The following is a 20856-nucleotide window of genomic DNA, read 5'->3' on the forward strand; positions in this document are numbered from 1 at the left end:
CTGCCGATACAGCTCCACCCTTCGGTTAAAGCCGATTCGTCTCTTGGAGTTTTTCAAGCTTGTCCAAGATCTTTGATTTGGCGCTGTCCAACACCATTGGATTGGTTAGAGCCGACAGCTCATCACGAGGCTTTCTGCCGAGGAAATAGCTGATGCGCTCGCCGTTTGCCCCTGAAGGATGGGGTAGGCCATCAAGAAGCTGCTCATCATTCAGCAGACCTTTGGCCTGCAAGTGTAGGAAGATCTCCGTTACCTTCGGCCCCAGCGGCACATACAGGCACTTGGTGCCCAGGGCTTTGATCTCTTCCACCAGATGAGTTTCTACCTGATGCCTCAAGCTGGAGCGGCTGAGCATGGCTGGACTACCGCTATAGTTCTGGCCGTCAACGAAAACTGGATAGCGCAATGCTGAGGTGTAGTGCACCAGATGACGGTGTGTATCGAAGAGTCGTGCACAGCTGTCGATACCTAGGAGCGTTTGGACACCCACATGATCCAGCATGTTGACCAGGTTGTTTCGCATCGGCCCGGCGAAGCTAGCGGTTGCCTTGGCGGCTTCCCTGGCCTGCTCGATAGAAGCCCCCTGGCGAAGTTGTCTGCAAGCCTCATCCAAGGCGCGGCTGGCTTGTTGCAATCCTGGTGTGATGCCGCACAGCACGATACGGGCATCGGTGTTGATGTGGTCGAAGGGGGCATAGAAGGTTTGCAACTTGCCTTCCGACGCCAACAACAGCTCCGCTGGCAGGCCGTTGCTAAAACTGTGTGTTGTAGTAGCAAGCAGGGTGCTGAATTGTTCGAGGCTCATGGTCACGTCCTATGTTGATTGGCAGTTGAGTTAGTCAGCACGGGTAGCGATGAAGCCACGGCGTCCTTTCAGCCAGCGCAAGGCCTCGCTAGAGTCGACCACCGTCTGATTCTGTTCTTTACGTGTTTGAAGCTGGTCAGCTGCGGTGGGTTGAGCCGCGTTGCGTACTGCTCGCTCTGTCATTTGCCCCAACACTGCAATTTCCTTGAGGGTCAGATATCCGCTTTGATCTTCACCCGACAAGAACATGGGTAGTGCCTCGTCATCTTGAAATGCCGGGTGGGTATCGAGGTCTAGCCGTGCTCGAATCAAAGCGTGGAGCATAATTTTTTCGAGCCCCTTAGGTAAGTTCATTTCTCGGCCGCCGATGATCGGCGAGAAGACTTCGATGTCGGGTCTTGCAGACAACACAAGTGTGGCCAAACGCATCCAGCTGTCGTTCATTCGGCTTTGCTCTGCACCATTTGTAGCGAGTTTCAGCCGGCCATTGATCGCATAGTCATAGCAATCTCTTGCTGCTTCCTGAACAGGGCTCTGACCTCGATAAATCTGATTGAGATTTGCCAAGTGACTGGAGTCGACTTCCCCATTGAACTTGATCAATGAGGCACCCAGTGAACCCCAATAAACATCGTGCGCTTCCTGGAGAATCTCGTCCAAATCGAGCTTCTCCTCTGGCGAGAGAAAGGTTTTCTCAAATTGGTTACGCCAATAAGTGCTCATCGTGTCGGCCCGTTCAGAAGGTGTAAGCGGAGATTAGATTGAAAATATTACATCGTCAATGATTAATTTGTGACATCTTCAATGATTTCTAGCCTGGTGTGCTGAGGCGTTGCCGCTTGCCTCCAGTGGGCATGAAGCCAGAGGCACTCGGATCGACAAGGCGAGGACAGGCCAGCTGCAAAAATGGGACACCCATGGATTGCCCTTCCAAATCTCGTCCCGTACGTGTGCCGCGAGCACTGGATGATGGCGTTTGGCCTGCTCGCGCGATAAGCTCGGGCTTTACGATTTTCAAGGAAGACTATGAACAAGTTCATTGCTGTCGTTGGGATGTGCTTCTTGCTAGGTGCGTGTGCCACCTCCCACTACACCGCTGGACGCGACTTCCCATCGGCGGGCGTAGCGAGCATCACCAAAGGAAAGACCACGACAACAGAGCTGAAAACACTTTTCGGTGAGCCCTACACGAAGAGTGCTGTGAGCGAGACCGATGAGAAGTGGATCTACACGTACACGTCTGGCTCTGCCCATGCGCAGAGCTACGTTGTGACGATGAAGGTCACCACCACCGGTACGCAGAAGACGCTGGATGTCCTGATCCGCGATGATGTAGTCATCAACTACACATTCAGCGAAGGGCCCGCTCCTGGTAGCAGTACAGCCACCTATTGATGAGGGAGGCACCTGATTGGACAGAACGTATGCCTATGTTGATGAGTCAGGTAACTCTGACCTAGACACATCCAAGGCTGGGAGCTCTGGCTTCTTCGTGGTTTGCTCCATCCTTGTGGCTGAGAAAGACCTGCAGGACGCCTACCAGCGTGCCGAGGAGCTTCGCCGGCAGCATTTTCAGACAGGCGAAATCAAGTCGAGTAAGGTGCGAGCGAAGGATGCTGACCGGCGTGTTCGTATCCTTTCCGACCTGGCGAAGCTTCCGATCAAGCTCTATTTCGTCGTCGTTGACAAGGAGCGCATCTACAAAGATGGAGGCCTGCAGTTTAAGACCTCGTTCGTAAAGCACATCAACGGATTGCTCTACGGGAGGCTTTTTAGGAACTGCCGCAATCTACAGATGACTGTGGATGAGCATGGAGGCGTCGAGTTTCAGGAGAGCCTGAAGGCATACGTCCAAGATCGCTATGTCGATGATCTCTTCGGAGACGACCATGCGTTCCAGACGAAATCCAGCAAAGATGATGTCCTGATTCAGGTCGCTGATTTCTTTGCGGGATCTGCAGCCCAGCTCTATGAGCAGAAGGCTGTTGGCGATATTGCTGAGGTCTATAAAAAGCTCCTCCGCGAGCAGACCCTTGGCCTTCTGGAGTGGCCACCCAAGTTCAATTCGCTGCTTGCTCCACCGATGGATGAGTCCAGCTACGCGGACTACCAGGTGCATCAGGAAGCCCTCCGCCAGGCAGACCGTTTCATCGAGAAGGCCGGCCAGTACCCGGACGAGGATGAACGTCTGCAGGTCAGCATCCTGGATTACCTGAGATTCCAGAGCGAGTTCGTCACGAAGGACTACATCCCAACAGCCGACATTCTGGCCCATCTTGGTGACAGAGGTTTTGGCGACCTGTCGGAGCAGCGGGTGCGGTCAAGTGGCATTGCGAAGCTTCGGGATGCTGATGTCATCATCACAAGTACATCCAAAGGCTACAAAATTCCCCAGACAAGGGCGGACATCAATGACTTCTTGGAAATGGCATCTGGCGTGGTCGTGCCATTGCTTGAGCGTGTCAAAAAGGCCCGAGAGGTTTACAAGCTCAGTAGTAGCGGTGAGTACGACATCATCAAGGTCTCTAGACTTACGGATCTGGAGAAGCTCCTATCCTCACTTGATGCTTTCGCACCGGACAGCTGATTGAGAAGGCCAGGCATAATTTGCTGGTTTCTAGAAAATTCTAGGTTAGTTAAACCGAACGAAGATCCAGCATCAACGTCCTATTAAAAGACATCGCTCGCGGGATGCTTTAGGATGTTCCGCCTGTTTCCCTTAAATTGAGGATCTCATATGTCTCGTCTCGCAGAATTCCGTTAGCTTGAGCAAACACTGGCCGCGCAGCTGGCCGAACTGGAAGCAATGAAAGGCTCGTCCGAGCTTCAAGCAGAAATCGAATTTGAGACCAAATTGCGTGATCTGCTGAACAAATACGGTTTCAGCCTCCGTGACATCATCAACATTCTGGATCCTCAAGCCACCCGTCGTGCCGCCGCTCCAGCAGTAGCTGAAAAGTCCCCGCGTCGCGCTCGCCAGGTTAAGCAGTACAAGAACCCGCACAACGGTGAAATCATTGAAACCAAGGGTGGGAATCACAAGCTGCTCAAGGAGTGGAAGGCTGAGTACGGTTCTGATGTGGTGGAGGGCTGGCTCGCCCAGTAACATGCTCCACTAATGGTTTGCTAAAGCCCCCTGATGGGGGCTTTTCTATGGAGATGCTGTCAGGTGATCCCAGATGGGTTAGCTAGCTCAATCGTTTAGATGGCCCGCATCCAATCCAGGGCTCTACGGAAAACGGGGTACTCCTGATCAATCACCTCCGGTTGCCAATTCCTGATGTTGTCCTCCTGAGCGATTATTGCTGCCTCTCCCTTCTCTGTGATGTTCAAGGCATCCTCGATACATCCCATGGGCCATACCCAGGTTGTATGATTTTTCATGGCCTCATGAGCAGCATTTGCGAGCGGTTGCCCATCGGAGTGCTTAGCAAAGGCGGCCCAGCAGTCAGCGGCTGATCCACTCTTTGATGTTTGAGGCATGCCATGGCCGCCGAGTTGAAAGCCTTCAGCTTGGCTAACGTTTTGAAGTACAGATTTGACGTTGGTCATCTCTTCGCACTCCTTCGGCAGCCAAGGGCCTCTGGCGTGCGTGAATGCAAAATCCAAGTCAGCGATCACGCCGCATTTGATGCCCATCGCTGTCAGTACAGAGAAGCCCTTGGGAATGGACGTGCAGCTACCTAGTGCAACAAAGCAGATACGTTCGAGCTCAGGCCTTACTCCATAGAGTTTTTCGTAGATGAGAGGCAGCAGCCTCTGATCGGTCTTGCCCTCGCAGAGAATCACCTTTTCGGCAAAATAGATCTCAGCAATGTTCCCCAGCTCAAAGAGAGTCCGAGATTGGGCTTGTGCCTCTGAGATGGCTTGCGCAACCGCTGCACCCATGGGGACGCGAACCTCCGAACCGTGCTCTCGTGACCTGCGAACGATCACCGTATCTGGTGCGTTATCCCTGCTAACCATCAATGGCGAGTGCGTGGTGAACACCACCTGGTAGCCAGATTTTGAAAGCATCTGGAGTGCTTCCCGGAGGCCCCTGACACCTTGCGGGTGGAGAAAAATTTCGGGCTCGTCGATCAGTAGGAGTCGACGGGCAAGATCTTGATCGCGGGTTTTTCTAATGTCAGCCAGAAGCCGTATCAAAGCCATTTGGATCGCACGCTGTGCACCGCTACCAAGGGTGTCGAATCGCCTGGTTTGACCGGATATCTCATCGGTCACGTTTAAATCACCACTTTTGAAGAACTCCTTAACGTCGATAGACGGTACGTCCAGGTTCAGCAGCAAGCCAGGGAAGAAGCTGGAGAGGGCACTGTTGGCACTGTTATCAAAATCTGTCAGGAGAGGGGATCTATTCTCGCCGTTGGCGCCCAGGATGTTCCTGACCGCTGTGAGTGCGTCCTGTACTTCTTGGTGCGCGGTGAGGATAGGCGCCATGATTTCGTCCAGCAGTCCTCGAATTGTGCTGCCTGCTTTGCCTTTGCCTAAGTCCTCTTGGACATCGTCCATGGCGCGGATGTGCAACGCCTCAGGTAGCAATGCCGAAATAGCCTGCGGCAGCCCCGTGGGATAGGAGCGCCAGGAGGTAGGCAGGCCTTGCTCGTCTAGATTGGCGTCTGCCCAGACCTCCGAGATCGGCTTTGCTGAGCCTGATGCAGAAATCCTTATCCAAAGGTTTCCGCCGATGCAGTAGGGGGTAATCGCGGCTCGATGCTTGGCTTCAGGAATTTGTTCGATCAGTTCCTGGGTGATGCCAGATACGCATGCACTGATGATGATCGGCTGGCTGGGGTCGTTTGCATCTGTCTTTGCAAATGCCTTGGGCGCAAGCACCAACCTGATCGCGTCGAGGATCGTGGATTTCCCTGCATTGTTTTGACCAACCAGTGGGGTGAAATCACCCAGCGGCAAAAACACTTGATTGCAAGAGCGGAAGTTTTGGATGTGGATTTTGCTCAACGCGTGCATGGCGGGACTTCCCTGTGTGCGGTGGGGATGGCCTCTCAGCGTAGCTGGTGTGTGGCTATGCGCCACTATCTGGGCCGGTGGAGTCCAGTTGCACGGATGTTAGAAATGCCCAAAAACTGTTTGGTGCAATTGGCTCACGTTAGGCGAACGGTGAGCCTAGCGCCCCGAGCGGTTCACTCCGAGGGCGGCCCCGGCAGGCCAAGCGCTGTTGCAAAGCACTGCAAGGATGGCTTTACGCCTGACTCGGTTCATTCTCAGAAAAGAACAATTCGGTCTGCCCGGGAGATCCGATCGTACCAGCGCTACGACCTACCAGCGGTTTCCTGTAGGCGCGAAGTAAAGCCGGCATTGCAAGCGCTTCATTGCCCGGCAGGGCCAATCCATCAAACTCACCGTCAAGCAATATCTCCTGGAGCTCATCGCGGAGCTTTAGAACCAGGCTGCTTGCAGACTGCCCAGTTTGCTCGCTTATCGTTAAGGTAAGCAGTGTCAGTGGACTGAGATTCAGATGCCCACTGAGCTGATTCAGCTTGTCGATGGTGATGCTCGACTTGCCGGCTTCCAATTTCGAGAGGTACGTGCGACTTGCGACCTCGCCCAATTGTCTTTGGGTGAGATTCCTTTTACTCCGGATTGCTCGGAGCACGTTTGCAAACGATTCCTTAAGCGCCATGGGGCTCCCGCTTCCTGGTTACTTCCGGGCCAATGAGTTCAACGATTCAGCGCCCTGCACTGGAGAATGCTGAACCTTCGACTCATCCTTCGAGCTTCCTAATGAGTCCGCCAAATTGTTGTGCTGGTTCCACGTACCGAAGTGCTGACTTCATGTCACTCCAGCCCACGTATTCCATGAGCGTTTTGATATCCCAGCCGGAGCTCGATGCCCATGTGGCAAATCCACGCCGGATTGAGTGAGCACTGTAGGTCTCCGAGGGAAGGCCGCAGCGCTGGAGGATGTCTCGGAGAAGAGGGATCAGGCTGTGGGCAGCAATAGTTTTCTCGCTGATGTTCCCCCAGCGATCGATCCCCCTGAACACACCACCGCGGACTAGGCCTGCAGTTTCGATCCAGTTCAGATAGGCCTCCACAGGGCAAAGCTTGCTCAGCGATGGGGTTTTGTACTCGCGACCGATGTTTTGCCGATCGCCCTTACTAGACCCCAGGTAAAACCTGATCCCGACGTAACGCTCTGCATGCGTGTTTTCGATCGTGAGTCTGGCCAATTCGTCCCCGCGGAAGCCCCTCCAAAAACCGATTGTGAGCAGGGCGATGTCTCGGGTCGCCTTGAGCTGGGCGGCCATATTGCCGGCAGATCTTGCCTGAGCCACTTCATCCTCGAGGTGGGCGACGGCTTTTTCGAGGTGTAGCAACGCGAGTGGGGCTGCTTGTTTTTGCTGAACAGGGTGTAAGGCTCGGATGCCTTTTAGCAGCTGCCTGACCTTCGGAGCTTTGGTGGGATCGGGGAAGCCATTGCTTTGATGCCAATTGGCGAGTGCAGCCAGGCGTTGCTTGAGCGTACTGAGCGCCAGCTGGTCGGCGTACTCAGCGACGTACCTCACCACAGACTCGGTGGTGGTTGGCAAAAGTCCGCCCCAGGTGACTTCAAAGTGGGATAGGGCGGCCGCGTAGCTCTTCGACGTGTTCTGACGAACACTCGCCTCTAGATACCTTTCTGCCTTACTCGCCCCTTCAACCACGTTTTTCACCGTTTTCGCCTCCGGTGGCTCGCTTTTGCCATTTGTACTGCCTTCTGGGCCATTTTAACCCCGCTCAAGCATCTGACAAGAGATAATCCTCAATTATGTCTTACCAGAAATTAGGCGATCTCAACCTAAAGATAATGGTAACGTGTCACGTAATTACATGACACGTAAAACAGTACGAAATCGTAGGAGCTGAAATGGCTAGAGGCGGCATTAACCTGGCATTGGTGCGCAAGGCTCGAGAGGCACTGCTGTCCAGAGGGCAAAACCCTAGTATCGACGCTATACGCATCGAGCTCGGAAATACCGGCTCAAAGACAACAATTCAGCGATATTTGAAGGAAATTGAGTCGCACGATCCGCGACCATCCGCTTCACCTTCGCGCCTGAGTGATGAGCTCACGGAGATGGTGGGCAAGATGCTTGAACGCTTGCTGGAGGAGGGGAATGCAGCGCTGGCGCATGAGCGAGCGGCATTCGAGTTAGAGCGCAAAGCGATGAAGGCGGAAAGCAGTACACTTCAGGCTCAGCTCGATCAGGCGCAATTGGAAATCACCAAACTCCAGTCCGCGCTGCAGAGCCAGGATGAAGAGCTCAAGACCCTTCAATCCAGCCTCCAAACTGAGATTACTCGTAACGCCAGGATCAGCCAGAACTGCGCTGACCTTGAAGTTCGTATCCAAGAGAAGGACACCCAAATCCAGTCGCTCGAGGAGAAGCACACGCATGCGAGGGAATCGCTTGAACACTACCGCGCTGCGGTAAAAGAACAGCGCGACCAGGATCTAAGCCGCCATGAGTCACAGATCTATCAGATGCAGCAGGAGGTGACAGTCCTGCAGCAGACGCTGATGGTTAAGCAGGAGGAGGCCACACGGATGATCCGCGACAACGAACGCTTAATCGCTGAAAGCCGCCAGCACGCCAAGGAAGCCAACCAGCATCGCCACACTATTGAGCATCTGAAAGGCGACCTAGGCATCGCCAATTCCGCGACTGCCCGGGCGGAAGGCGCCAAAGAGCTCCTTGCGCACCAGCTTGAAAGCAAGACGAAAGAGTCTAATGAAGCTCGCTCCGATGCCGCCGAAGCGAAGCGTAAGGAAGTTGATTTAGCGCAAAAGCTCGCAAAGGCAGAAGCTGAAATCCAGGAGCTGCGAGCCTCCATCGGTACGAATGAGTCAGAGGGATAAGCCAGTCAATCGAGAGATATCACACGATGGCGTACAGATGTGCTCCTTGCTTTTGATTTCCTCACAGCCATCAGCATGGGAAAAGCGCCGTACCCGGCTACGTGCTCGATAGGCGCAATTCATGCCCCACAGTCAGACAGATCACGTTGATCAGCTGGATGGCCATGCCTGGCTCGATACGATGGGCTACAAAACTGAGCTAACCCGTCGAGCAACCCGCGAGGTGCCAGGATCTACCCTCACAGTCCTAGCGCCACTCGTAGCTCAGGCCTAATAGACTTGATGTCCCATTGGCTTCGCAGGTGCCGTTGGGAGCCCATCGAAATCGCCTCCCCGAGCTCCCAGATGCTCAAGGAGCTAACCTTCGCTGAGAACCCGGTGAAAATGGCTGGAGGCGGCTAGATGTACAAGACAGTATCGTTCCCAGCCCAAGAGCTCTTCGAGCAGGTTTGGTCAACACCAGTTCTGACCCTTGCTCGCGAGATAGGTGTCTCAGATGTAGCGCTTGGTAAAGCCTGCAGAAAGGCCGGCATCGCTGTCCCTCGTCGAGGCCACTGGGCAAAGCCAGCAGCAGAAAGACCCAAGAAACCAACGCCACCAACCTCAAACGAGTTGGTTTCATTCCGCGTATTAGATCGCACCTTATTCCCACCGAAGCCAACCAAGATCCCCAGCGAAGCGCCTCCGCTTCCCCAGGTGCCAATACCTGATGTCCTGGTTGATCCGCATCCCCTCGTAGAGCGCTGGCGCAAAGCGGCTGAAAAAGCTAAATCGGTTGAAGGGCGACTAGCACTGCAGCAAAACAACGTGCTCAATACTCGCATCTCGGCTGCACTGATCGAGCGCTCAGCAATATTCCTGGACACGCTGCTCAAACACACTGAAGCGAATGGCTGTAAGTGGGCCGTTGCCAAACAGCACACGACGGTCACCTTCGACGGAGAGACTGTCTACGTAACCCTTCGTGAAAGGCTATCGAAGCAAGAGCTCCCACCGCCGCCGCCTGACCCAAAACCCGCGAAGGTGTGGTCATTGGATCTATCACGTATGGGCCTACCAAAATACGAATATCTCTCTACCGGGGAGCTGACTTTGATCCTCAGGGAAAGTCCAGACTACGGGCCCCAGAAAACCTTTGCCGACGCAAAAACGGGCAAGATAGAGGAGAAGATCCACCTTTTTATCACCGGCTTAGAAGCGTTGATCTTACGGATCAGGACAGATCGTAAGGAATCTGAGGAAAGGAGGAGGCGCGACGACGAAGAGGAGAGAGCTCGCAAAGCTCAAGCTATCAAAGCAGAACAACAGCGCCGAATGCGCAAGCGGTTGGTGCGGAATCTAGAGCGGTGGGAAAAGGCGAATAGATTACGCTCCTTTGTAGAGCAGGTAGTCAGAGCGAGCCAGGCAGAAGACGAACAGGTCAAAGCATGGGCTGAGTGGGCGCGACAACAGGCCGATCTCTTAGACCCGTCGACATCGCTCGAAGTCGTGTCATTAGATTGTGAAATTGAGCAATACTTTTCCGAGTACAGGGTGGTCAGAGATGAAAGCGACTGGTGGGCGAGTTAGCCTGCAGCCCCAGCGGAGGCCACGCCCTTGTCTTAAGCAGGCTAGGCCATGGGCCGCGATAATCGACTTTGTGACGTACATATCCAGCTATGCAGAAGACGTCCAGCCGACCAGGTGAACAGTGAAGCCATCCCAGGCCATTCAAGGCAAAAATAAGATAATGCGGGAAGCCATCGAAGCCTGCGGCTTCGTGAACGTTCGAATCTTTGGCTCAGTTTGTCGTTATGAAGACGTCGAGGGGAGCGACCTCGAACTTCTGGTGACCATACCAGCCCAGCGGGAAGGGAAAATCTCTCTCTTCACGATCTTCGATCTTGAGTCAAGGCTTGAGGAGATGCTGGGCGTACCGGTTGAATTGAACGTCGCGAGCAACATGCCTGAGCATCTAAAACTTGAGATCGAGCGCTCTGCCATTCCTCTATAGTCAGGGAGGGAATTCAGCCAACTGGCTTCGCCCAGCGCTCACAGCAATGTCCTAAATGCGTCAATATTGTCAAAAATGCGACATTTTTCAAGAGCTACCCTTGAATCAAAAATTCAAAAACGGAGTTCTTTTGTTTGTTCTCAAAAGCAAAGCAGCGGTGTCCCTGCCACCTCTCAACTCGCCGGATCACTCTGGCTTGTATCGCTGTGATTTGGCCTTTTCGCACTTGATCTACTGCGAAGCGGCTCTTTAAGCAATCTCAAAGGAAAATCATGAAGAAATGGACGGTGGGCATGCCCGCACGAAGCATTGTCGCTTCTTTGGGGCCTGCAAGGCCCTCAGCTTGCTTTTGCAGCCAAACAACATACAAATAAACCTGATTTTTTTGTGGGTATTTGACATGTCGATCAGTCTCTGAAGCTGCCAGTACGGATGGACACAAGCTGACGACTCCAGCGTCCTCGGGAGATTTTTCTCGTAGTCACTCAGTCGACAATTGGGTGGACAGCAAAAGCAGGGAAGCAGGTAGTGCCTAGCCACTGGCCTTCGGGACAAACATTCCAGCGATGATCCGAGCATCGAGCAAGGCATGATGAGGGAGGTCGGATCCATCGTGCAGCGGCTCAAGGCTGAGCGCATTGGTAGGTGCCGGATAGACATTCTGCGGCCACCTACCTTCGTGATATGCGAGTTCGCAGAACAGCTCCCAATCGTACTCCGGGGCATCAGTCACCACTCTAGTCATGCAGTCAAATGAGCCTAGAAATGCCAACAGCCTGTCCCTGGCATCGAGTACGGGATATCTGTAGTCGCCACCCCATAACTGAGGCAGCACGATCTCCTTTACGAAATCGCTGCAGTAGTCCAGGTGCCATGTGTCGAGCAATTCGACCTAAAATTCCCTGCCGTCTTCTGCCACCAGCGCCAGCGAAATCAGTTTTGCTGGGGCGTTGAGATGCGTGAATTCGCAATCTAGAAAAAGTCTCATCAGAAGGATCCTGTACTACCAATGCTTCGTAACCGACTCACGATGCCTCAAGAAGGAATGCTCTGGAAAGCTGCGTTAAAGCACCTGGGCCCTCAACGACTTCTCGAAACCGTGGCTGATCTGCTGCGTTCGTTCGGGCCGAAACCCGCCCGTAGCCAAAAGGAATATCTCGAACAGCAATGGCTAGGCGAGGACATTCTGAGGATAGTTCAGAGCGCTCAGATCAAGGCGGGCATTGAAGCGCCAGGGCCGGACGACCTACCTAATAGGGTTACGATCCTGGCGGGCTATAGCGATTACCTCGCCGACCGTCTCTTGCTGATAGTGCCCGCTGACGTCATCCCTCGAGAACTGGTGGGGAGGCGAATTGACGATGACCTAGGTGTTTGAGGGCAGGGCGGTGGTAGAAGGTCGTCCTCAGGACGCCCAGTGATGGCGTTGCTCACCTGTAAACGCTCCAAACCACATCCACCGCTGGATTAGGGCAGAGGAATATCAGCCGAACGCTTCAACGATCAACGCCTGAATTGTAGAGGCAGGCCCTTGTAGGAAATGTTCTTTGCTACTGATCTCGAACGCTATGGGATTGACATGTATCACTGACGCGCCAGCGCCGAGAGCACGTAAGGGCAGTTCTGCGGCTGGAAAGACAACGCCTGAAGTACCGATTGAAAAGAATAGGTCACACTCTTCTGCAGCTCCTAGACCAGCGCTCCATGCATCCTCAGGAAGCATTTCTCCGAACCAGACCACCCCGGGTCTGATGTGCCCGTTGCATGCACCGCACCGCGGTGGTTCAAGACGGCAATTTTCGTCAGACACACCACCTGGGGGTATGGCGGCTTCATAGGGATTTCCGCAGTCAATACACCGGGGTGAGTGAAGGCTGCCGTGGAGATGAATCACATCCAAGCTCCCGGCCCGTTCATGCAGGTCATCAACGTTCTGGGTCACAACCGTCAATCTAGGTACGTGCTTGGCGAGCTCTGCTATCGCCATGTGTGCAACATTCGGCTTCGCCTGAAGCACTTTCAGTCGGCGTGACTCATACCAACCCCAGCACAGGCTCGGATCCGCACGGAATGCCTCAGCAGTTGCCAGCTGTGCAGGATCGAAGCGAGACCAGAGTCCGGTTAATGCATCCCGGAAGGTAGGGATGCCACTCTCTGCTGATACGCCGGCGCCGGTGAAAACCACTACGTGCTTCGCTTCTCGCAGAAGTCCCGCAATGATACTGCTGGGCATAGAAGGTGTCCTGGATGTCAGTAGTATTCGAGCCGATAGGGGGCTTTGCTGAACCTACGCAGCGCGATCGCGCTCTGTTGAATAGGATCAGCCAAAACACGAAATCTACCTAATGCATCCGACGACACCAGATGGACGCTACTTCGTAGTGAAAGGACAGCTATGGCGCTGCTCGAACCCCGCAATCCCTGAGGATGTTCGGCAGCGCCTGGTAATCCAGCTCATGGACGCTCGTCGTGAGGTAAAACGGGCGAAATTTGAGGAAGACCTGAGCGCTCTGAGGCTTGCCCACGAGATGGTCAACGCTGCCAAAGTGGCACTTGGTGAGCGCGGGGGCGTCTGGTGGACTGATGGCAGCCCCGATTACAACCGGTCTCGGGTGGTTGATACCCCTTACGCTGCTTGGTACGACAAGCTGAAGACGATCAGCTAGGCAGGAGAGTTCCTCGAAGGAAGTCGCTCAGATGTCCACAAAACCACGCTAGTGCTGTGGAGGTGGATTCCGCATATCTGGCGCAACCTCTGTAAGCAGTCACAGATTTAGGCCATCATTAACTGTATGTACATACAGCATTTGATTTCACACCGCTCAGCCGGGTACTGAACGGCCCCAACGTCCACGTCTAGCACCGACCGCTTGAACCGTCTATGCAAGCCTCTCCAGATATAGAGATCATCTCAAGGCCCCAGAGGGCAGGGCCTCCAGGCTATTTGGAAGAGCTTTTCTGGACATTCGAGCGACGCAACAACTACCTCCAGTGCCGAATTTACCGAACCCGACGAAACACTGTATAGGTATACAGTATCCTGATTCGGCGTATCTTGCCAGGTGGTTGGTGGGGTAGGCGCTTCACTTTCTACGGTGCTAGGGTGAAGGTCTCAACGCCACTTACCGAATCTTGGGGGCAAAATGAAAAGGCTTGGAAGCCGGCAGCGGGCTAGGGAAAACATTGCTCGAATGATCGCCAAAATAGAGCGGCTCGAGGCAGCCCGCCGCGAGGGGGATTCTCGAATTAGTCAACGAATCCGCGGCATCATTGGCGGAGCTCTCAAGGCTGTGAGTGCAAGTCGGCTCTATGCCCGCATGCATCAAGGCAGGGATTCGCTACAGAAGGATTGGTGACCAGTGTCAGGTGTCCGTCAGCATTTCATACCTCAATTTCTGCAGAAGGGATTTCGCATTCCCTCGAACGGCAAAACTGTCCGCTGCTGGGTGTACGAACATACCCGGGCGCCGCGACCTGCAAACATAGCTGATGTAGGGCTCGTGCGCCGCTTCTATGCCATCCAGGCAGAAACCGACCTGGATGACAAAATTACTGAGGCAGAACGCGAGGTCTACGCGCCACTCATAGATCGGCTCCGGAAGGGATACGCTCGCCCGGAAGATACGAGCCTCATTGCCGAGATGCTCGCTCATTTTGAGGTGCGAAGTAGGCACGTCAGAGAGAACATGGGTGAGCTTTTCGAAGAGGTTACTAGCCAGATCATGTCGTACCTGGCAGACCCGCATATCTTGGGCTTGCTCATCGATGAACATCTCACGCCAGAGTCAGAAATGTTTCGCAAGGCTTTGGCACAGCATGGGATTACGCTCGATCAGATGCAGTCCATCCTGCAACACAGTCAGACAACGCTTAAGGAAGCCTTACGGCCCATGACTGAACGGTTTGCAGCCGATATCACCAATGCCTTACCGAGCTTCCTGCCTCAGATCAACGCAATAGTGAAACAGAGCCATGTACGAATCATGTCCGAGTCGATTTCACCATCCGCGCGGGCGGCGCGCCTGGCCGTGATGAATTACTCAGTCAAAAGCTTCGAACCCGACAATCTCCCGTTGGGCGATTCGATCGTACTTTTCCACGTCAAAGGAGATAGGGCTTTCAAGCCATTCCTCGATAAGCATGACGAGGTGATTCACGTCGTGCTTCCGCTGTCCTCAAATCAGTACCTTTTGGGCAGCGCAGCTGGCGCTGTTGGTGATTTGAATTACGACTTGGTGGAACAGGTGGCCCGTTGCTCGATGAGATATTTCATCTCCTGCAGCGACCAAATGTCAGATCTGCAGGAAAAAATAGGCTCCAATTCGCGGTGGATTTCTCAGGCAGAAACTCAGTCCTTAATGGCGGACGTAATCAAGGAAATGCTGCCTAAATCGATCATCTGAATCCTGGCAAGCGGGCGGCTTGGTTGGCTAGCCCCAACCCAACGGGCACGCATTGTCATGCTCGAAACGCCTACTCATGAAGCTCCAGCCGACCTACCGGCTTCCCACACCGCGTCAAAATGAACGTATGACCTTTCTCTGCGAGCTTGAGGATGCGACGAAAACGTCGACGCGCTTGGCTGATGCTCATCAGGTACTCCATAAAACCCTCTTAACCTAACAACCGCCGAAGAAGCCCTTCGACCTGAGTGTTTTCATACCTAGCACAAAGCTCCTCGAGCTTAGCGTTGCGGCGCTCACCACCCGCGAGACTGAGTCCATGCAAAGCATTGGTCAGCCGCTGTTGCTCCTCGATCCCTTCGCGAACCTCTAGCCACATTGAGTTGACCAGTTTCGCTACCGACTCAAGCTCAGCCGCCAACACCTGCGTTTCAATGAGCTTGTTTTTATTGACCGTCGTCTTGAGAGCACCGGCGCGCTCCTCAAGCTCCTGGAGCTGTTCACTCAAGCATTCAGCCCGATCAATCGATGTGGCTTCACCGTCGATGTAGATTTTGTCTTCCTGTACGCAGTAGATGGCCAGAGAGCCGTCGGCGCCACCGGTGACATCCAAGGCGAGCACGTTGCCCAATCTCAAGGGCCGGGGAATCCATGTGTGCCCAGTGCAAACTCGCCATACGCCAGGGACTCCTTCACGGTGATGCTTAACAATCCGATCTCGTCCCCACAGAGCGATTTCCTCGATCGCGGTGTTGTCGAGCTGGGTGACAAAGTTCGGCCAGTTCATGCCGAAGGGCACATCAGCATGAACGACGCCGACTACACCTCGGACGGACTCAATCTCAATGCAAATCGGCAGGTCTCGAAGCCTGTCGATGATCATCCCTTTGGACTCATCAGCTATGGTCATCCACCAACCCGCGCCATGCGCCGAATAGCGAGCTTCGGGATTAGCCTCATAAGCGTCGATAAGCATCCATTCGTGGTTGCCCTGCACACTAAAAAACCAAGGTTCACCCAGCAGCTTGAGGCCGTCCATCACGCCGGGCCCACGGTCAATGACATCACCCACCGCGACCAAGCGATCCTTCGTCCTGTCGAAGTCCAGCGCATGCAATCCGCGGTGTAGATCCGTGGTTTTGAAATGAATGTCTCCGACCACAAAGTCGCGGCCGTGAAGGTTTTTCTCGAGCTGGAGTACCTTGGGTCTCATGGGGGAGGATGCGGCTCCGTTCGCGTGCTGTGGAGGGGCTTTGACCTGACAATTTTCCGCTTCGATAGGGCCCAAGTCGAGGGGAAAACGCGGTTCGTCAACGCCTCCCATAGTGATCCCAAATGGGAACATTAAGGCCGTTTTTATGGGTTAATGATCCCAAACGGGATCATTATGGGTAGTGCTGATTCCCGCGCTACGGTGAAAAAATGAGCATGTGAAAGGGCACGGTCGGTGGCTAGTCGATGGCCATCGCCGCAATGTCATCCTCAGCCGCCTGAAACAGCAGAGATATAGCTGAGCAATCCATTGATATTCCATAATGTTAGTACGAAAGTATTTTATATTGCGTTTTAATATTTAGATCCTTTGATAACGGAGTATCTGTCGTTGAAAGCTATTTCTCTCCTCCCGGCTGGCCTAGCGCTTCTTGCTGCCTGTTCATCTGCCTTCGCTGGCTCAACCCTTGAACGTGTAGAAAGCAAAGGGGCGCTCACCGGGGTACTGATGGAAAACTACCCTCCGTTCTCGTTCCTGAATGATCAGAATCAGCTCGACGGGTTCGACGTTGATGTCGCCAAGGCGGTAGCTAAACGGCTTGGGGTGAAGCTCAAACTCGAAACACCGTCGTGGGATGTGATCGCGGCTGGACGCTGGAGTGGGCGCTACGACATCTGTGTGTGCTCCATGACGCCAAGCAAAGCGCGGGCAGAGGTATTCGATTTCCCTGTCGAGTATTACCAATCACCCGCGGTCATCGTGGTCAACGCCAAGGACAGCACCATCAGCTCTGGTAAAGAGCTGTCTGGAAAGAAGGTAGGCGTAATCAGTGCGTCCACCTATGAAGCCTATCTGAACAAGGATCTCGTCATCGAGGGGGCTGAGGACAAACCCCTGGCGTACCCATTTGACACCGTCCAGGTCGCACCCTACGACAACGAAACCGTAGCGTTCCAGGATCTGGCGCTAGGCACCGGAGTACGGTTGGATGCCATGGTCACCAATCTCATTACGGCTAAAGAACGCATCGCCCAAGATCCTCGCTTCAAGATTGCCGGTGAGACCCTGTATGCCGAGCCGAACGTAGTCGCCGTTGAGAAAAACGATCGCCAGTGGAGTGAAAAGGTCGCCCTGGTTGTGACTGAGCTCAAGGCAGATGGGACGCTGACCAAGATCTCCGAAAAATGGATTGGCGCCGATATCACTAAATGACAGCCCTTAATCCGCATCCGGCCAAAACCGCGCTGGCGCCCAACACGCAGAGGGATCGCATCTGGCGAATCTTTGGCTTCAAAACCCGCTTGTACCTGACATGGGCGGCATTGCTCGGCGCCTGTATATTTTTCTTCCTGAGCTTCGACCTCAAGTTCTCGATCATTCTCGATAAGCTGCCAAACCTGGTTGGACTCAAACTGGGGCCCAATGGGTTCCTGCAGGGTGCAGCACTGACGTTGTTCCTGTGCTTTTGCTCGATCTGGCTGTCGCTGGTGCTGGGGTTCGTAACAGCGCTGGCGCGGCTTTCTCGAAGCGCTGTGGCCTTTGGAGTGGCGAGCTTCTACGCCTCTTTTTTCCGTGGCACGCCTTTGCTTATCCAGATTCTGCTTATTTACCTGGGGCTGCCCCAACTCGGCGTAGTGCCAGGCGCAATCAGTGCGGGCGTTATCGCGCTGTCCCTCAACTACGGGGCCTACCTGAGCGAGATTTTCCGTGCCGGTATCATGGCGGTACCACCCGGCCAGCGCCAGGCAGCAGTGGCGCTGGGAATGAACCCGACCACTACGTTCTTCCACATCATCCTGCCTCAGGCGATGCGCACGATCATTCCTCCGACCACCAGCCAGTTCATCTCCATGCTGAAAGACTCATCGTTGATTTCAGTGATGGGGGTATGGGAAGTGATGTTCCTGGCGCAGTCTTACGGCCGCTCTTCGTACCGCTACATCGAGATGCTGGCCACCGCCGCACTCATCTATTGGCTTCTGTCCATTGGGCTGGAGCTTGTCCAACACCGACTCGAGCGCTACTACGGCAAAGGCTTTCAGGATCAGCGATAAGTTGAGTGCTGACACCAATGAATACAGGAACAGTGATGTCTGACCCTAAACCCCTATTGTTTGCCCTTTACGAACAAGCCAGCGTCGGCTGCGGTGGCGCGCCGAGCTTGTGGACACATCCGGCCGACGAGCGCCTGGCAGCCAACACCTTCGAGTTTTGGGCCAACCAGGCACGCATCGCTGACCAGGCCAACCTCGACATGCTGTTCTTTGCAGATGTATTGGGGTTCTATGATGTGTTCGGCGGTAACGCAGAGGCAGCCGTGAAGTGGGCTGTCGAGGCGCCTGCAAATGACCCGCTGATGATTATCCCGGGCTTGGCAGCGATCACGAAGAATCTGGCGTTCGGCGCTACCGTGTCCACGACCTACGAGCATCCTTTTGCCCATGCCCGACGGTTCAGTACGCTTGATCACATGACAAACGGCCGGATCGCTTGGAACATCGTTACCTCCTACCTTTCCAGCGCTGCGCGCAATTTCGGTCTGGAGGAAATGCTCAAGCATGGAGATCGGTATGAGCGCGCCGAGGAGTTCATGGACGTGGTCTACAAGCTGTGGGAGGGCAGTTGGGCAGATGACGCTGTGGTCGCCGACAAAACCCGCCAGGTGTACGCCCAAGGCGACCGGGTCAAGCCGATCGACCATGTAGGAGAGCGCTATCGAGTGGCGGGGCCTCATCTGTCCGCTCCGTCGCCACAGCGAACGCCACTCCTGATTCAGGCGGGTTGGTCTGGAAGAGGGCGCGAGTTCGCGGCCAAGCATGCTGAACTGATCTTCATAGCCAAGTCGAACCCTCATGAAATCCGTCAAGGGTTGGAAGAAATCTGGACGATGGCTGAGGCACGTGGCCGCGCTCGGGATGACGTGCAGTCGCTGACAGTGCTGCGCATCGTGACGGCGAAAACCGAGATTGAAGCCCAGCGCAAATACGACGAGCTCCAGAGCAACTATCACCTGGAAGCACAACTCGTCAGCTATGCCGGCGACACAGGCATCGACCTGAGCCGCTACGCGGACAGCGATGCGTTGTCGACTCATACCGAGGGTCTTACTTCTTACATGCTGCGACCCGACGGAAGCGGCAAGCCTCTAACCGCCGGGGACGTCAGGAAGCGCTTTGCCAATGTTACACGGGGCACCGATCTGATCCTGGTTGGCACTCCGGAGCAGGTGGCAGACAGAATCGAGGAGCATGCACGGATCTCAGGTACGAGTGGCTACATGCTCAACCCCTTAACTAGCCCTGGCACATTGGAAGACTTCGTGGAGCTGGTGGTGCCAGAGCTGCAAAAGAGAGGGCTCTACCGAACCAGTCCTCAGAGCGGGAGTTTCCGATCCAGATTGAGAGCTGACGGATCTAGCCGCCTGCCAGACTCTGCCTACGGAGCCTCCTTCCGCTTACCCGTTTAACCAAGACATGCTGGCGCTCATGCCCTGTAACGATTGAGCGCCAGCTTACCTCGCGCTGCTATCAGAAGCCTTCCAGGACAATCTTGCCCCGCGCTTTTCCGCTTTCGATCAGGGCATGAGCACGCTTGAGGTTTTCGGCGCGAATCGTACCGAAGTGCTCGCCCATCGTCGTCCTGATAATTCCCTCATCAACCAGTTTCGAGACCCTATCAAGCAGGTGGTGTTGCTTGATCATGTCCTCCGTCTTGTACAGCGAGCGTGTGAACATGAGCTCCCAGTGCAGGGACAACGATTTGCGCTTGAGCGGCATGACATCCAGCTGCGCTGGGTCATCGATCAGTGCGAGCTTGCCTTGCGGACGAAGCACTTCAACAAGCTGAGGAAGGTAGGTGTCGGTGTGCGTCAAGCTGATCACATAATCGACCGGATTCAGCTTTAGTTCCTGCAGCTGAAGAGGGATCGAGACTGTGTGGTCGATGACATGGTGGGCTCCCAGCTCCTTGACCCACGCTTGAGTCTCAGGCCTGGAAGCGGTACCGATGACGGTGAGCTGAGTCAGCTTCCTAGCTAGCTGAACTAGGATCGAACCCACACCACCTGCAGCACCGACTACAAGAAGGCTTTGACCCTCGCCACCATTCTCTTCAACGCCCAAACGATCAAACAGCAATTCCCAGGCAGTGATGGACGTGAGTGGCAGGGCTACGGCACTAGCATTATCCAAACTGCGAGGCTTGTGCCCAACGATGCGCTCGTCCACAACGTGAAGCTCGCTGTAGCTGCCAGCACGATCAATGGCTCCAGCGTAGAACACCTCATCACCAGGCTGGAACAGTGTCACATCCGAGCCAATCTCGCGGACGACTCCAACAGCATCCCACCCTAAGACCTGTGGCTGATCACCGCCGCGGCTGGCGCGAATCTTCGTATCGACCGGGTTGACGGCAATGGCCCGGACTTCGACGAGCAGATCACGGGCACCGGGTTTTGGCTCAGGTATTTCTGCGTCATACAGCGACTGCGCGTCTTGAATAGGTAATCCGGGTTGGGTGTAAACGACAGCCTTCATGGTGCTACCTCTATGAGATTCAAAGTGGGCGTAGGCTATTCGC

20 protein-coding genes are annotated in these 20856 nt (G+C 54.6%); 12 read left to right on the forward strand and 8 right to left on the reverse strand.

Annotation, left to right across the window (positions count from 1 at the left end):
- Window positions 1–25 precede the first annotated feature (25 nt).
- Window positions 26–805 (reverse strand): hypothetical protein, encoded by a 780-nt coding sequence (locus tag ACJA3S_RS13280; protein WP_289514852.1) that lies wholly within the window; start codon window positions 803–805, stop codon window positions 26–28.
- Between the two features lie 30 nt (window positions 806–835).
- Window positions 836–1528, reverse strand: a complete 693-nt coding sequence (locus ACJA3S_RS13285; protein ID WP_289514851.1) for a hypothetical protein — start codon at window positions 1526–1528, stop codon at window positions 836–838.
- Window positions 1529–1831: 303 nt separating this feature from the next.
- Between ACJA3S_RS13285 and ACJA3S_RS13290 the strand changes: the two genes are divergently transcribed.
- From ACJA3S_RS13290 to ACJA3S_RS13300, 3 genes are all read left to right on the forward strand, one after another.
- Entirely contained in the window at window positions 1832–2200 is a 369-nt protein-coding gene (locus ACJA3S_RS13290) for a hypothetical protein (RefSeq protein ID WP_289514850.1), read from the forward strand.
- A 16-nt stretch (window positions 2201–2216) separates the two neighbouring features.
- Complete coding sequence (locus tag ACJA3S_RS13295; protein WP_289514849.1) at window positions 2217–3392, forward strand: DUF3800 domain-containing protein; 1176 nt, start codon at window positions 2217–2219, stop codon at window positions 3390–3392.
- 189 nt (window positions 3393–3581) lie between these two features.
- Entirely contained in the window at window positions 3582–3911 is a 330-nt protein-coding gene (locus tag ACJA3S_RS13300) for a histone-like nucleoid-structuring protein, MvaT/MvaU family (RefSeq protein ID WP_289515483.1), read from the forward strand.
- Between the two features lie 95 nt (window positions 3912–4006).
- Here ACJA3S_RS13300 and ACJA3S_RS13305 read toward each other — a convergent pair whose 3' ends face one another.
- From ACJA3S_RS13305 to ACJA3S_RS13315, 3 genes are all read right to left on the reverse strand, one after another.
- Window positions 4007–5776: an ATP-dependent endonuclease gene (locus ACJA3S_RS13305; protein ID WP_289514848.1), complete on the reverse strand. Its 1770-nt coding sequence runs from the start codon at window positions 5774–5776 to the stop codon at window positions 4007–4009.
- Window positions 5777–6008: 232 nt separating this feature from the next.
- Complete coding sequence (locus ACJA3S_RS13310; protein WP_289514847.1) at window positions 6009–6449, reverse strand: helix-turn-helix domain-containing protein; 441 nt, start codon at window positions 6447–6449, stop codon at window positions 6009–6011.
- 82 nt (window positions 6450–6531) lie between these two features.
- Window positions 6532–7482: a tyrosine-type recombinase/integrase gene (locus tag ACJA3S_RS13315; protein WP_289514846.1), complete on the reverse strand. Its 951-nt coding sequence runs from the start codon at window positions 7480–7482 to the stop codon at window positions 6532–6534.
- A gap of 194 nt (window positions 7483–7676) precedes the next feature.
- Here ACJA3S_RS13315 and ACJA3S_RS13320 point away from each other — a divergent pair, with 194 nt between their 5' ends.
- The 4 genes from ACJA3S_RS13320 to ACJA3S_RS13335 all read left to right on the forward strand — a co-directional run bounded on the left by ACJA3S_RS13320 (window position 7677) and on the right by ACJA3S_RS13335 (window position 12040).
- Window positions 7677–8669, forward strand: coding sequence for a DNA-binding protein (locus ACJA3S_RS13320; RefSeq protein WP_289514845.1), 993 nt, complete (start codon window positions 7677–7679; stop codon window positions 8667–8669).
- A gap of 402 nt (window positions 8670–9071) precedes the next feature.
- A complete protein-coding gene (locus ACJA3S_RS13325; RefSeq protein WP_406818825.1) occupies window positions 9072–10238 on the forward strand; it encodes a hypothetical protein in 1167 nt (388 codons plus the stop codon).
- 121 nt (window positions 10239–10359) lie between these two features.
- The gene (locus ACJA3S_RS13330; RefSeq protein ID WP_289514843.1) at window positions 10360–10662 is read left to right on the forward strand and encodes a nucleotidyltransferase family protein; all 303 of its coding nucleotides are present in this window, start codon (window positions 10360–10362) and stop codon (window positions 10660–10662) included.
- A 1009-nt stretch (window positions 10663–11671) separates the two neighbouring features.
- Window positions 11672–12040, forward strand: coding sequence for a hypothetical protein (locus ACJA3S_RS13335; RefSeq protein WP_406818826.1), 369 nt, complete (start codon window positions 11672–11674; stop codon window positions 12038–12040).
- 105 nt (window positions 12041–12145) lie between these two features.
- Here ACJA3S_RS13335 and ACJA3S_RS13340 read toward each other — a convergent pair whose 3' ends face one another.
- Window positions 12146–12895 (reverse strand): NAD-dependent deacylase, encoded by a 750-nt coding sequence (locus tag ACJA3S_RS13340; RefSeq protein WP_289514841.1) that lies wholly within the window; start codon window positions 12893–12895, stop codon window positions 12146–12148.
- 112 nt (window positions 12896–13007) lie between these two features.
- Between ACJA3S_RS13340 and ACJA3S_RS13345 the strand changes: the two genes are divergently transcribed.
- Window positions 13008–13328 carry a hypothetical protein gene (locus ACJA3S_RS13345; protein WP_289514840.1) on the forward strand — a complete coding sequence of 107 codons (321 nt, stop codon included), beginning with the start codon at window positions 13008–13010 and terminating at the stop codon, window positions 13326–13328.
- A gap of 693 nt (window positions 13329–14021) precedes the next feature.
- A complete protein-coding gene (locus ACJA3S_RS13350; RefSeq protein WP_289514839.1) occupies window positions 14022–15065 on the forward strand; it encodes a DUF4238 domain-containing protein in 1044 nt (347 codons plus the stop codon).
- A 211-nt stretch (window positions 15066–15276) separates the two neighbouring features.
- Here the strand turns inward: ACJA3S_RS13350 and ACJA3S_RS13355 are convergent, their stop codons facing one another.
- The gene (locus ACJA3S_RS13355; protein WP_289514837.1) at window positions 15277–16278 is read right to left on the reverse strand and encodes a metallophosphoesterase; all 1002 of its coding nucleotides are present in this window, start codon (window positions 16276–16278) and stop codon (window positions 15277–15279) included.
- A 390-nt stretch (window positions 16279–16668) separates the two neighbouring features.
- Here ACJA3S_RS13355 and ACJA3S_RS13360 point away from each other — a divergent pair, with 390 nt between their 5' ends.
- From ACJA3S_RS13360 to ACJA3S_RS13370, 3 genes are read left to right on the forward strand one after another with little or no spacing between them, the layout of a single operon-like run.
- A complete protein-coding gene (locus ACJA3S_RS13360; RefSeq protein WP_289514836.1) occupies window positions 16669–17490 on the forward strand; it encodes an ABC transporter substrate-binding protein in 822 nt (273 codons plus the stop codon).
- Window positions 17487–18332 carry an amino acid ABC transporter permease gene (locus ACJA3S_RS13365; RefSeq protein WP_289514835.1) on the forward strand — a complete coding sequence of 282 codons (846 nt, stop codon included), beginning with the start codon at window positions 17487–17489 and terminating at the stop codon, window positions 18330–18332. Before ACJA3S_RS13360 ends, ACJA3S_RS13365 begins: the two co-directional genes overlap by 4 nt.
- Before the next feature lie 35 nt (window positions 18333–18367).
- Window positions 18368–19744 (forward strand): LLM class flavin-dependent oxidoreductase, encoded by a 1377-nt coding sequence (locus ACJA3S_RS13370; protein WP_289514834.1) that lies wholly within the window; start codon window positions 18368–18370, stop codon window positions 19742–19744.
- 61 nt (window positions 19745–19805) lie between these two features.
- Here ACJA3S_RS13370 and ACJA3S_RS13375 read toward each other — a convergent pair whose 3' ends face one another.
- Window positions 19806–20813 carry a zinc-binding alcohol dehydrogenase family protein gene (locus ACJA3S_RS13375; RefSeq protein WP_289514833.1) on the reverse strand — a complete coding sequence of 336 codons (1008 nt, stop codon included), beginning with the start codon at window positions 20811–20813 and terminating at the stop codon, window positions 19806–19808.
- Window positions 20814–20856: the final 43 nt, after the last annotated feature.

Source organism: Pseudomonas sp. KnCO4, assembly GCF_045344305.1.
Taxonomy (GTDB): domain Bacteria; phylum Pseudomonadota; class Gammaproteobacteria; order Pseudomonadales; family Pseudomonadaceae; genus Aquipseudomonas; species Aquipseudomonas anuradhapurensis.